The 11768-nt window shown below is 67.4% G+C and carries 14 protein-coding genes and 2 pseudogenes; 10 read left to right on the top strand and 6 right to left on the bottom strand.

What is annotated here, in order from left to right:
* Positions 1 to 10 precede the first annotated feature (10 nt).
* The 4 genes from KIF24_RS09740 to KIF24_RS09725 form a co-directional block, all read right to left on the bottom strand.
* A complete protein-coding gene (locus KIF24_RS09740; protein WP_221083739.1) occupies positions 11 to 796 on the bottom strand; it encodes a sugar isomerase domain-containing protein in 786 nt (261 codons plus the stop codon).
* Entirely contained in the window at positions 793 to 1623 is an 831-nt protein-coding gene (locus KIF24_RS32455) for a carbohydrate ABC transporter permease (RefSeq protein ID WP_221083738.1), read from the bottom strand. The genes KIF24_RS09740 and KIF24_RS32455 overlap by 4 nt, the downstream gene beginning before the upstream one ends.
* Positions 1620 to 2522 carry a carbohydrate ABC transporter permease gene (locus KIF24_RS09730; RefSeq protein ID WP_221083737.1) on the bottom strand — a complete coding sequence of 301 codons (903 nt, stop codon included), beginning with the start codon at positions 2520 to 2522 and terminating at the stop codon, positions 1620 to 1622. The genes KIF24_RS32455 and KIF24_RS09730 overlap by 4 nt, the downstream gene beginning before the upstream one ends.
* Before the next feature lie 70 nt (positions 2523 to 2592).
* Complete coding sequence (locus KIF24_RS09725) at positions 2593 to 3915, bottom strand: ABC transporter substrate-binding protein (protein WP_221083736.1); 1323 nt, start codon at positions 3913 to 3915, stop codon at positions 2593 to 2595.
* 232 nt (positions 3916 to 4147) lie between these two features.
* Here KIF24_RS09725 and KIF24_RS09720 point away from each other — a divergent pair, with 232 nt between their 5' ends.
* The 4 genes and pseudogenes from KIF24_RS09720 to KIF24_RS32445 all read left to right on the top strand — a co-directional run bounded on the left by KIF24_RS09720 (position 4148) and on the right by KIF24_RS32445 (position 6059).
* Positions 4148 to 4879: a GntR family transcriptional regulator gene (locus KIF24_RS09720; RefSeq protein WP_221083735.1), complete on the top strand. Its 732-nt coding sequence runs from the start codon at positions 4148 to 4150 to the stop codon at positions 4877 to 4879.
* Positions 4880 to 4903: 24 nt separating this feature from the next.
* Positions 4904 to 5308 (top strand): RidA family protein, encoded by a 405-nt coding sequence (locus tag KIF24_RS09715; RefSeq protein ID WP_221083734.1) that lies wholly within the window; start codon positions 4904 to 4906, stop codon positions 5306 to 5308.
* A 2-nt stretch (positions 5309 to 5310) separates the two neighbouring features.
* A pseudogene (locus tag KIF24_RS33845) lies at positions 5311 to 5580 on the top strand (MBL fold metallo-hydrolase); the annotation flags it as partial.
* Positions 5466 to 6059 carry an MBL fold metallo-hydrolase gene (locus tag KIF24_RS32445; RefSeq protein ID WP_331461059.1) on the top strand — a complete coding sequence of 198 codons (594 nt, stop codon included), beginning with the start codon at positions 5466 to 5468 and terminating at the stop codon, positions 6057 to 6059. The pseudogene KIF24_RS33845 and the gene KIF24_RS32445, both read left to right, overlap by 115 nt.
* An 18-nt stretch (positions 6060 to 6077) precedes the next feature.
* Here KIF24_RS32445 and KIF24_RS09700 read toward each other — a convergent pair.
* Positions 6078 to 6239 (bottom strand): annotated as a pseudogene (locus KIF24_RS09700) (YfcE family phosphodiesterase); the annotation flags it as partial.
* Between the two features lie 132 nt (positions 6240 to 6371).
* Entirely contained in the window at positions 6372 to 6977 is a 606-nt protein-coding gene (locus tag KIF24_RS09695; RefSeq protein ID WP_221083732.1) for an acyl-CoA-like ligand-binding transcription factor, read from the bottom strand.
* Positions 6978 to 7052: 75 nt separating this feature from the next.
* On the opposite strand from KIF24_RS09695, the gene KIF24_RS09690 reads away from it, so the two are divergent.
* From KIF24_RS09690 to KIF24_RS09665, 6 genes are all read left to right on the top strand, one after another.
* Positions 7053 to 7751: an SDR family NAD(P)-dependent oxidoreductase gene (locus KIF24_RS09690; protein WP_221083731.1), complete on the top strand. Its 699-nt coding sequence runs from the start codon at positions 7053 to 7055 to the stop codon at positions 7749 to 7751.
* A protein-coding gene (locus KIF24_RS09685; RefSeq protein WP_407939906.1) for an IS5 family transposase occupies positions 7738 to 8615 on the top strand; the annotation gives its coding sequence in 2 pieces (ribosomal slippage) (positions 7738 to 8104 and positions 8104 to 8615; 879 coding nt in all). The genes KIF24_RS09690 and KIF24_RS09685 overlap by 14 nt, the downstream gene beginning before the upstream one ends.
* A gap of 18 nt (positions 8616 to 8633) precedes the next feature.
* Positions 8634 to 8855: a Rossmann-fold NAD(P)-binding domain-containing protein gene (locus tag KIF24_RS09680; RefSeq protein ID WP_221083730.1), complete on the top strand. Its 222-nt coding sequence runs from the start codon at positions 8634 to 8636 to the stop codon at positions 8853 to 8855.
* Positions 8856 to 9182: 327 nt separating this feature from the next.
* Positions 9183 to 10016 (top strand): orotidine-5'-phosphate decarboxylase, encoded by an 834-nt coding sequence (pyrF, locus tag KIF24_RS09675; protein ID WP_221083729.1) that lies wholly within the window; start codon positions 9183 to 9185, stop codon positions 10014 to 10016.
* Between the two features lie 53 nt (positions 10017 to 10069).
* A complete protein-coding gene (locus KIF24_RS33840; protein WP_331461058.1) occupies positions 10070 to 10492 on the top strand; it encodes an HflX-like GTP-binding protein in 423 nt (140 codons plus the stop codon).
* 252 nt (positions 10493 to 10744) lie between these two features.
* Positions 10745 to 11737, top strand: a complete 993-nt coding sequence (locus tag KIF24_RS09665) for a hypothetical protein (RefSeq protein ID WP_221083727.1) — start codon at positions 10745 to 10747, stop codon at positions 11735 to 11737.
* The last annotated feature ends 31 nt before the right edge of the window (positions 11738 to 11768 follow it).

Raw genomic sequence — 11768 nt, 5'->3', positions numbered from 1 at the left:
TCAGGCGGTGCTACAGATGCGGGACGAGCGGGGACAGCCGGCGGGCCGATTCGGCGTTGTGCGCAGACGCGCCGGGCATGTTCGCGCTCATGAAGACCTCCGGTTTCTCGCCCCGCCGCAACTGGATGCCGAGGGCCTCGACGATGATGGCGTCGAGCAGGGCGAGACCGACCACGGTCGACGACGGACCGGCGGAGGGCAGCTCCGGGCCGAGCGGTACGAGCGCGTCACCCGGCGGACAGTGGTTGTCGACCACCACGTCGGCGATGTCGTGCAGTCGCGGCCCGGAACGCTCGATCGACGAGGCGTACCGGCGAGACGTGATGGCGATCAACGGCAGGCCCTGCGCCTTGACCGCCTGAGCGACCTCGACCGGGAACGCGTTCGCCCCCGAGTTGGAGGCGATCAGCATGATGTCCCGGGTGGCGTCCAGCCGGTACCCGTCGAGCAGCGGGCCGGCGTGACCGCGCTGCCGCTCCAGGACGGTGCTGTGCACCGCCCCCTCGTGCAGCATGTGCGCCGGCTTGAGGACCGGGCAGACCCGCACCGCGCCGCCGGCCCGGTAGAACGCCTCCTCGCCGAACATGTGGGAGTGCCCGCTGCCGAAGATGTAGAACAGTCCGTCCGCGGCGAACGCGTCGGCGACCAGCGCGGCCGCCCGACGAACCGCGGGTAGCTCCTCCCGCAGCGCGTCGCCGAGCACGGCCTGGACCCTCGTCGCGTAGCTGACGGCGGTCACGTCCGTCGGCGACCAGTCCGCTGCGCGGCCGGTGACGGTCGCCTGTCGAGTCGTCACTTGAGTGCTCCCGTGGTCAGGCCGCCGACGAAGTACCGCCCGGCGAAGAGGAACGGGACGATGGCGGGAATGATCGTGCAGACCGTGCCGGCCATCAGCAGACCCCAGTTCACTGTGTACTGCCCCATGATCGCGCTGAGGCCGATGGGCAGGGTCTTGAGCTGATCGCTGATGACCAGCTGCGAGGCGAACACGAACTCCGTCCAGGAGAAGACGAAGGCGTAGACGGCGACGGTGGCGATGCCCGGGGCCAGCAGCGGCAGGACGATCCGGAGCATCATCCGGACCGGTCCGGCGCCGTCGACCGCCGCGGCCTCGTCGATGTCGCGCGGGATGGCCATGAAGAAGCCCCGCAGCAGCCAGGTGCAGAACGGCGCGGTGAAGGCGACGTTCACGATCACCAGCGCGTTGCGGGTGTCGATCAGCTGCACCGCAGCGAACGACTGGTAGAGCGGTACCAACAGCAGCGTCCCGGGGATCATGTACGCCACCAGGATGAGCCCGGCCACCTTGTTGCCGCCGGGGATGCGCAACCGGTAGAGCCCGTACGCCGCCGCGAATGAGACCAGCACCGTGAACAGCGCGGTGAGCAGCGCGACGACCAGGCTGTTGGTGAGATAGCTCGGGTAGTCCGTGGCGGTGAAGAGCTGTCGGAAGTTGTCAAGCGTCGGGTTCGTCGGGATCAGGGTCGGCGTGGTCCGCAGGATCTCCTCGCGGTCCTTGAACGACGAGATGGTGACCCAGTAGAGCGGGCCGATCACGACGACGGTGAGCAGGATCCAGGTGACCAGCCGCGGTAGTCGGGCCCAGGGCAGGCGGGGCGTCACTGGTCCTCCTTCGGCTTCGCCGCCCGGATGTAGACGGCGGCGACGGCGGCCAGCAGGATGATGGTGATGACGCTGACGGCGGCGGCGTCACTGGCCTGGAACTGGTTGAACGCCTTGTTGTAGATGAAGACCGGGGCGGTCATCGACGCGTCGGCGGGGCCGCCCTTGGTCACCAGGTAGATCGAGTCGACGATGTTGAACGACCAGAGCGACCCGACCAGACCGAGGGCGAACAGCACCGGTTGCAGCAGTGGGAAGGTGATCCGCCAGAACATCCGCCACGCGTTGGCGCCGTCCACCCGGGCGGCCTCGTAGATCTCGTTCGGGATCGTCTGCAGCGCACCGAAGATGACGACCGCGCCGAGCGGGAACCAGTGCCAACTGTTCATCAGGATCAGTGCCGGCATCGCCAGGGCACTGTCACCGAAGGGACTGCCGAGTCCGTCGATGCCGACGGCGCTGGCGATCTTCGGCACGATGCCGTAGTTGCTGTTGCTCAGCCACTGCCAGATGACGGCGACCGCGACGGTCGGGATCACCCACGGAAAGAGCACCCAGGTCCGGGAGGCCCGGGACCAGCGGCTGCGCCCGCCGATGATCAACGCCGTGCCGAAGGCCATCAGCGTCTGCACCAGCAGGTTGCCGAAGAGCCAGATGCCGGAGCGACCGATCGCTGCCCAGAGCGCGCTGTCGGTCAGTGCCTGGGCGTAGTTCTCGAGGCCGACGAAGGTCGACTGGCTACCTACGACGCCCTGGTTCTGCAGGCTCAGCAGCACGGTGTTGATCAATGGGTAGCCGATCACGCCGAGCATGAGCAGTCCGAGCGGCGCGACGAGGGCGTACCCGAGCAGGTGGAAGGTCCAGGGCCGGCGGCGCCGGGTGCGGCCCGCCGGCGGCACCCGGGTCCGGAGGTGCCCGTCCGGGCCCGGAGGATGCCCTCCGGACCCGGAACGGTCATGTCGGGGGCGCTCATTCAGCGACCGCCGCCCGCATCTGCTCCTCACCCCACTGAGCCGCAGCCTCGGGCGACTCGCCGTTGCTGTACATCCGCTGCACCACCTGGGCCAGCACGTTCTGTCCGGAGATCTTGCCGACACTGTCGACGTACTGGCCGTCGACGAAGCCGAACAGCGCGCCCGTCTCCGACTGCTTCAGCATGGCCTCGACGCAGCCCCGGTACTTCTGCACGACCTCGTTGCTGGTCCAGGACTCGGCGGTCGCGCCGTCGGCGGTCAGCGGCAGGAAGAGACCCGGCTCGGCGTTGAGCAGGGTGCCGTAGTTCTCCGGTTGCAGGACGAACCTCAGGAACTCCTCAGCACCGGCGGCCTTCTCGTCGTCCTTCGACATGACCATCGCGGCGTTGGAGTAGTAGATGCTGCCCGGCTGCCCCCCGGACTCGGCCACCGGGATCGGGGCACAGCCCAGGTCGCTGGCGGGTCGGCCGGACTCCTGCTCGAAGGGGGCGAGGTACTGTCCCTTCTCGATGGCCATCGCCGCCGCGCCGCTGTTGAAGGCTGCCTGCGGCTCGCCCCACGAGTAGTTGCCGCTGTCGCTGGGCGAGAACTTCAGCAGATCCCGGTACAGGGTGAGAGCCCGTACCGTCTCCGGGGTGTTGAAGTTGATCTCACCGGACTCGGTGAAGAAGTCTCCCGCCCCGGTGGTCAGCATCAGGCTGTAGAGGACCTGGTCGGTGGCGAGGTTACGACCGGCCGGCAGGGCGATCCCGTTCTGGTCACCGCTGCTGAGTCTCTCGGCTGCGGCCAACAGCTCGGCGGTGGTACGCGGCGGCTCGCTGATGCCGGCTGCCTGGAGCAGGTCGGCGCGGTACCAGAGCATCTGCACCATGCCGAACAGCGGCACCGCCCAGTACTCGTCGTCGTCCCGGTACGGCGCCTTGGCGGCCTCGCCGAAGGTGTGTGCCTGGTCGAGTTCCTCCACGAGCGACGTCACCGGCCGGACCTCGCCGAGCGGACGCACGTAGGTGGTGAAGTCGGGAATGGTGAACAGGATGTCGGGCTGCGTCTGTGACTGCACCGCGCCCGCAATCTTCGTGTAGATCTGGTTCCAGTCCTGAACCTGCGCCTGGACCTGGTACTCCGGATCGGTGGCGTTGTAGGCGTCGATCAGCTGCTGGAACCCCTGGACCCGGTTCGGCGGCTGCTCCATGTGCCACAGCACAAGTGTCTTGTCGTTGCCGGCCGATCCACTGGATCCGCCGCACGCGGCGGCCGCGAGGCCCAACACCGACACGGCGGCCACGGCGGTCAGCCGCTTGAACTTTCCGTACCTCATGAGCTGCCACTCCTCTGACGGCGTTCCGGTAATTCCGCGACCTGCTGGGGATCGTCACGAGCCGGGGCGCGGCTTACGATGCCCCTGCGGGCTAGACGGTTGGTCGTGCATTGGAATATGGTTCCGGACGCTACCGCTGCGGTCTAGACCAGTCAAGACATGAATCGGGACCGACCGCCATCAGGCACCGGTCGGGTACGGGCGACAACGGAAACTACGGGATGATCACGTCATGGCAACGCCGAAACACGTCGCGATTACGAACGAGCTCCGGGAGCAGTGCCGACAACTCCCGGTCGGCTCGCGACTGCCCGCCGAGAAGGAACTGGCCGCCCGCTTCGAGGTCAGTCGGATGACGGTCCGGCAGGCGCTCGATGCCCTGGCCAGCGATGGACGGGTGGAACGTGTCCCCGGCCTGGGCACCTTCGTCCGTCGTCCCACCGTGGCGATGGGGCCGAACCTGACCTCCTTCAGCGAGGACATGCGCGCCCGTGGCCTGCGCCCGAGCAGCCGGCTGATCGCCATCGAGGAGGTCGCCGCCACCGCCGAGATCGCCCTCGACCTCGGCCTCGACGCCGGCAGCCCGGTGATCCGGCTGGAGCGGCTGCGTTTCGCCGACGACGAGCCGATGTGCCTGGAGGACGCGTACCTTCCCGCCCGGTTCCAACGCATCCTCGACGACGCCGACCTCGAACAGTCACTGCACGAGATCCTCGCGACGGCAGGATTCGTCATGGCCTCGGCTCACCGCCTGGTCCGCGCCGTACCCGCACCGTCGCGCGACGCTCAACTGCTCGGTCTGGCCGAACACGCCCCGGCGCTGGAGATCGTGGACGTCTTCTACGACACCAACCGGCGTCCGGCCCACCGCTCCCGGTCCCGATACCGCCACGACCGGTACGAGGTCCGTTCCGACCTGTCCCGTAACGCCGACCGACCCCCCGGCGGCGGACCTGATGAGTGAGACAGCACGATGCAGGAGGCACCCATGACCTGGACCGCGCACACCAGCGCCCACCTACCAACACCGGCCGGGCCGTACAGTCACGTCGTCGACACCGGGGCGATCGTCTGGACGGCCGGGTTCGGCCCGCAGGACCCCGCCACCGGCTTCGTTCCGGACGGCATCACCGCACAGACCGAGCAGGTGCTCGACAACGTCGAGGGGGCGCTGCGTACCGTCGGTCTCGGGCTCGGCGACGTGGTCAAGGCCACCGTCCACCTGCAACACCTCGACCGGGATCTCGACGCCTACAACGACGTGTACGCGAAGCGCTTCCGGCCGCCCTACCCGGTCCGCACGACCGTCGGCAGCACCCTCGCCGGAATCCTGGTCGAGGTCGACGTCGTGGCGGTACGGCCCGGCCCCGCCGGCCCGGTCACCGGGAGCTGACGGTGCCCGCGGTCGAGATCGTCGACTCCGTCTGGCTGGTCGGCAGCGGGACCCATCCCGACGCGCTCACCGATCCGCACGACTGTCACTGCTATCTGGTCTGGGACGGTACCGGTGGCCTGCTGGTCGACACCGGCACCGGCCTCGGCGCCGACGCGTGGTTGGCCAACATCGCCGAGGTGTGCGATCCGGCCGTGCTGTCCGGAGTCGTCGTCACGCACTACCACGCCGACCACGCGGGCGGCACCGCCGCCGCTCGCGCCGCCGGGCTGCCGGTCATCGCCAGCGCAGAGACCCGTACGGCGCTGGCGGTCGCCGACGAGGCGCGCACCTCCTGGCCCGGGCCCGCGCTGCCGGCGTCTACCCGGCCGACTACCGCCTCTCTGCCGCGACCGTCGACCGGGTCGTCGGTGGCAGGGACATCATCCACGCGGGCCGCCTGGACATCGAGATCATCGCGGCGCCCGGCCACTGCGACGGTCACCTCGTCGTACTGCTCCACAGCGCCGGGCGGAGCATCCTGCTCAGCGGAGACTGTCTGTTCGCTGGCGGGAAGGTGAGCCTCCAGGCGATCCACGACTGCCGGCTCGACCGGTACGCCGAGACCGTCATCGCGCTGGCCGCTCGCAACGTCGACGTGCTGCTCCCGGGCCACGGTGAGCAGGTGCTCCGCGACGCTGGAACGCAGATCCGGCAAGCGGCGGATTCTTTCCGGCACCTCGTGCCCCCGCCCAACGTCCTGACCGGCTGAGACCTGGCGGTCCTCACGCTAGCGCGGCACCTCGTGCAGGGTGACGGCGTCGAGCCGACCGTCGGCCAGTTCGGCGGTGAGGTATGTCGCGTACGGCTGGCGGCGCCGGTCGGTCGGCGAGCCGGGATTGAGCAACCGCAGACCGCCGGGGGCCTCGCTGTCCCAGGGGATGTGGGAGTGTGAGGTTCCCCCGATAGCGTGGAGGCCAGACCTAAGGGGATAGATGGTCATGGCTGAGACGAGACGGCGGTTCGAGCGGCAGAGTTGGCGGGATTCGGTGACGGAGACGGGTTGACGTGCGCGCCCTCACCCTCACTGCAGGTGGGAAGGGGCCTGCATGGCGCGGTCCAGGATCTTCGCGAGTGTTTGCGGCTGAGCGTTTGCGGTCCACGCGGTCAGTGCTGCCTCGACGCAACCTAGGGCGGCGGCGATCACCGCGTTGGCGCGCGGGTCGGAATCGTCGGCTGAGTCGGCTCCGAGGCGACGTGCGATCTCCGGCCGGAGCAGTTCCTGCCATCGGGCGTTCTTTTCCCGATGGCGGGCGGCCAGTGACGGCGTGTTCACGATCAGGCGGGTGAGACGTCGGGTGCGCTCGTCGTGGGCTTCGTACTGCTCGATCAGCGAATCGAGGGCGCGCCGCATGGCGACCCAGGGCGCTTCGCCGGGCGGTCGAGCGGTGAGCGCGTCACGCAGGCGCTCACCGGCGTCGACCGACTCACCGAAGAGCGCCTCTTCCTTCGAGGGGAAGTACCGGAAGAACGTGCTGCGGGAGATCTCGGCAGCCGCGCAGATGTCATCCACCGTCGTCTCCTCATAGCCCCGCTCAAGGACCAGGTCCTGAACGACGGTGGCAACTTCGGCGCGCATGGCCTGACGCGCTCGCGCCCGTACGCCGCGCGTGGCCGGGTTCGGATCCATACCGCTATGGTACTACAAATCAAAGGTGGTACCGTGTCCCACATATGCGATCCAGTCCCTCGGAGGTAGAGAGCGATGAGCGATAACAAGGTGGTCGTCATCACAGGTGCGAGCGACGGCATCGGCGCAGCCGCAGCCCGGCGGCTGCGCGGAAACGGGCATACTGTCGTCGTCGTGGGCCGCTCGGTCGAGAAGACCCGCGCTGTTGCCAGGGAACTCAACGTCGACAGCTATGTCGCGGACTTCACCCGGCTCGACGATGTCGAGCACCTCGCCAGTCAACTCCGTGCCGCGTACCCGCGGATCGACGTGCTCGCCAACAACGCCGGTGGAGTCTTCGGCGCGCAGACCAAGACCGTGGATGGCTTCGAGAAGACGTTCCAGATCAACCATCTCGCACCGTTCCTGCTCACGCGGCGACTCCTGGACACGCTCACCGCGTCACGGGCGTCGGTGCTGCAGACCTCCAGCACGGTGAGGTTCGCCAAGGAGATCGACCTGGACGACCTCGATCACGACCGCAACTACGACCCGGTGCGCGCATACGGTGCGGCGAAGCTGGAGAACATCCTGTTCACGACAGAACTCCACCGGCGCTACCACGCCAGCGGCATCTCGGCAGCCTCCTTCTACCCAGGCAACGTCGTAACGAACTTCGCCTCCGATACCACCAGCCCGATCATGCGTCTCGTCCGCTTCCTCGCCACCAAGCCGCTAGGTGGTGTCCGGCGGATCTTGGTGGTGGTTCGTTGTTCTGGTCGTGGCGCGTTTTGATTTGACTGATGCCGAGTGGGCGGTGTTGGAGCCGTTGCTGCCCGCGCAGTCCCGTCGTGGTGGGCAGTGGCGTGATCACCGGCAGGTGATCAACGGGATCTGCTGGGTGAAACGGACCGGGTCGCCGTGGCGGGACATGCCCGAGCGGTACGGGCCGTGGAAGACCAGTCATGAACGGTTTCGCCGGTGGGCTGCCGACGGCACCTGGACCCGGCTCAAGCAGCAGGTGGTCGCGTTGGCTGAGGCTGACGGTGACATCGACTGGGACGCTCAGGCCGATTCCACGGTCGTGCGCGCTCACCAGCACGCCGCCGGTGCCCGTAAAGGGGGCTCACCACCACCGATTCGCAGGCACGTCAGGGTCTGGGTCGTTCCCGGGGAGGGTTGACCACGAAGGTGCACACTATGGCCGACGGGCGAGGCCGTTCGCTCGCCACGCGGATCACCCCGGGCCAGGCCTCCGATACCAAGCAACTGGTGCCCTTGTTGGATCAGATCGCCGTGACCCGGCCCGGCGGCGTCGGTCGTCCCCGTAAGCGTCCGGACTCGCTGACCGCGGACAAGGCGTACTCGTCCAAGGCGAACCGGGCCGCGTTGCGGGCCCGCAAGATTGCCGCCGTGATCCCCGAACGCGCCGACCAGAAAGCCAACCGGACAAGGAAAGGATCATCAGGCGGCCGTCCCCCAGACTTCGACACCAGCGCATACACCCACCGCAACCAGGTCGAACGTGGCTTCGGTCGACGCAAACACTGGCGAGGCCTGGCGACCAGGTACGACAAGCTCATCGAGAGCTACGAAGCCACACTGGACCTCATCGAGATGCTCGACTGGCTCCGTGCCGTACCCGACCGCACTCCATGATCCGCAGGACACCACCTAATGCCGCGCCTCATGCGGCTGTCCACACCCGACCAGGGCGCGGACCAGATCGTGTGGCTCACCGAAGGCACCCCCGGAACGGACTGGCAGCCGGGTTCCTACTACTACAAGCGCACAGCCGTTACACCGCGAAACCCGCAAGCTCTCGACGCTGATCTCGCCCGTGAACTGTGGAGATGCTCCGAAGAGCTACTCGCGGGACGGCTGGCCGACTCGGCGTGACGAACTCGGTGGGTGGTGGGACCACCGTGTCAACGACATTCGAAATTTTTCACGCGTCGTCGACACACCGGGCCACCCAGCCCCGGCCGCTCGGACGAGCAGATGGACAACCGGTACACGCTCATGCCGCCGTCCGTGCGCGCCGGTTGGCGGGGAGACCTTCGAGCTCCCTGATCCGTGCAGGAGCGTCCCGAACTGCCGATGAGTGGACGCTCGGGAGCGGCCCTGGTCAGAGCTTCGACTCGCGGCGGGGTTGCATGAACCTCCTGGACCTGGGGCCGGTCAGGTCCAGCGCCTGTGTCGGTAGCCTGGTCGGTGGAGGGGGCGATGGGTTTCTACGAGATGGTGCGCGGCCGGTGGGCTGCGGGGCGGTTTGTGTGTGTCGGGCTCGATCCCGATCCAGTTCGGCTGCCGTCGGTCATCCGGGGCAGTGAAGCGTGTCGCACCGCTGACTTCTGTTGTGAGATCGTTGACGCTACCCACGACTACGCTGCCGCGTTCAAACTGAACAGTGCGTTCTTTGAAGCGCTCGGTGCCGACGGGATCGTGGCCATGGAGCGGGTGATCGCTTACATCAAGGATCGGTACCTGAGTGTCCTCGTCATCGTGGATGCGAAACGCGGCGATATCGCAAACACCAACGAGTATTACGCGACTGCGGTGTTCGACACATGGGGCGCCGACGTTGTGACAGTTCACCCGTACTTCGGTGGAGCCTCGCTCCATCCATTTCTCCGCCGCTCGGAGAAGGGTGCCATCGTCATGGGCGCCAACTCCGATCCTGGGGCGACCGAGTTCCAGGACCTCGCTCTCGCGGACGGTTCGTCGCTGTTCGAGCACGTCTGTCGAACGGTCGCGGAGAAGTGGAATGTCCACGCCAATTGTGCGGTCACCGCGGGTGCGAACGATCCTGCCAAGCTCGCTCGCATCCGCACTGCGGTCGGGGAAATGCCGATCCTCCTCCTCGGGATCGGTGCACAGGGCGGCGACATCGACGCGTGCCTGAGCGGCGGCACGGCGGGTGCGACGTTTGGTCTGATCGTCAACTCCTCCCGCGACATCCTGTACGCCTCAGCCGGAGACGACTTCGCCGACGCCGCCCACGGCGCAGCGAGCACGCTCAACGCCCGCCTCGCCTCAGCATCCACCACACGTCCCTAACTTGATTTTTCACCTGTTCGGCGTGGGCGGGGTGTGCGCGCTCGTGCTGATGAGTGCGCCCAGCGGTCAGCGTTGGCAGATCGCTGCGTGATCCAACGCCGAACGGAGTCAGCGCGAGCGCTGCCGGGTGCCGAGGCGTTACTCGTGGGCCTGTTCTCAGCGAAGGACTCCGAGATGAACACCAAACTGGACCTCTTGGCCGCTGCGGTGGAGGCGTACGGTGCGCGGGTTGTAGGCCGGCTCGTTCAGCGCCGAGGTGTCTCGCACGGCGGTGCGGACAAGATGGCTGCCCCTTCTCGCGGCGGACATTGGTGAGCGCGGGCAAGGCCCGCGAAGTCGCCGATGCGTGTCGGGCCAGGCAGGTTCAGGTGGTGGTGTTCGCGAACCCGCTGACTGAGCACCAGCGGGCCGTCCTCGGCGAGATGTTCGGCTGCACCGTGATCAGCGGTGAGGACCTCTTCACACGCGGCGGGTAGCACGCGGATCTGCCGCGAGTCGTTGCCGCCGAAGGTAACCCCAGCCCTCGATTGGCCGATGACCAGGCGTCACGGTGCGGACGAAGGGTAGGTGGCTCTGAGGGCTTGCTCGTGCCGGCAGGTGGCAGCCCCGGAGGTGGCGGTGGTTCACTCAAGGATGGCAGATCTGGGGGGATACGGGCTGCTGCCGATCGGCACGCCGGGGTGCGCATTGGATGTGCGATCATCAATGCATGACGACCAGAAAGGCTTATGGCCACTGACCGCCGGCTCGCGCTCGACGCGACGCTTCCGGACCGTTACGCCCACCTCGAGGTCGTGGCCTGCACCATCGATCACCTCGGCCGTCTCGTCGCCCTCGTCGCCGATCCCGGCCAAGGATTCGTCCCTTTTCGTTACTTCTCCGCGCTTCGTCCGCCGCCGCGTTACGACGCGACCGCCCTCATCTGTGATGGCGTGGAGGTTCACGAGATCCCGCTGACGGATCTTGACCTGTGGTTCTCCGACATCGACACTCTCGGCGACGGTGTCGTGCTGGCCGCCGCCCGCTGCGATCCGCCGGGTGTCTCGTACGAACGCTACGGGGAGCCGGTGCCGGAGGACCAGCTTCACCTCACGGAGAACCTTCGGGTGTTCGACAGCCGGGGTCAGATCCGGGCGTCGTTCTATGTGGGCGACGGCATCGAGCAACTCGTGACCGATGCCGACGGCAACATCTGGACCAGCTACTTCGACGAGTCGAGCTACTGGTCGGCCAATCCAGACGGCACACGCTCGTACGGGTTCATGATCGGTCTGGCACGCTGGGACAGCAGCGGCGGCGAGCCCTGGATGGTCTCATCCGACACCCCAACCGTGGCCTGGTGCGACTGCTACGCCCTCAACGTCGGCCGACAGCGCGTACACGCCTGTCCCTACACTGACTTCCCCCTGGTCGAACTCGACGCGCATGGTGTCCGGGCGGTCATGTCGAACACCATCAGAAGCTGCTCCGGCCTGGCCGTCTCCGGCGCCGATGTTGCCTTCCTCGACCAGCACCGGGAGGGCGGCAGGTACCGCTGGGACATTCGTCGAGCCCGCCGAGACGGCGACGTCGTGGTCGAGAAGGAACGCGAGCAGCTGCTGCTGCCAGACGGCCGGCAACCGTCAGGTTGGGCGCGGGGAAAAGTCGGCCGTGACGAGATGCTCTGGCTTCAGGTCGACGGCGATCGCCGGCGTTGGTACCGCTACGAGATCGATGCTTAAGTCCCCCACACCCTATGCATCGCGCCTGTCC

The organism is Micromonospora tarapacensis, assembly GCF_019697375.1.
GTDB classification, from domain to species: domain Bacteria; phylum Actinomycetota; class Actinomycetes; order Mycobacteriales; family Micromonosporaceae; genus Micromonospora; species Micromonospora tarapacensis.
Note: the sequence above shows the minus strand (reverse complement) of the source record. Positions and strands in the feature narration are given on the sequence as shown.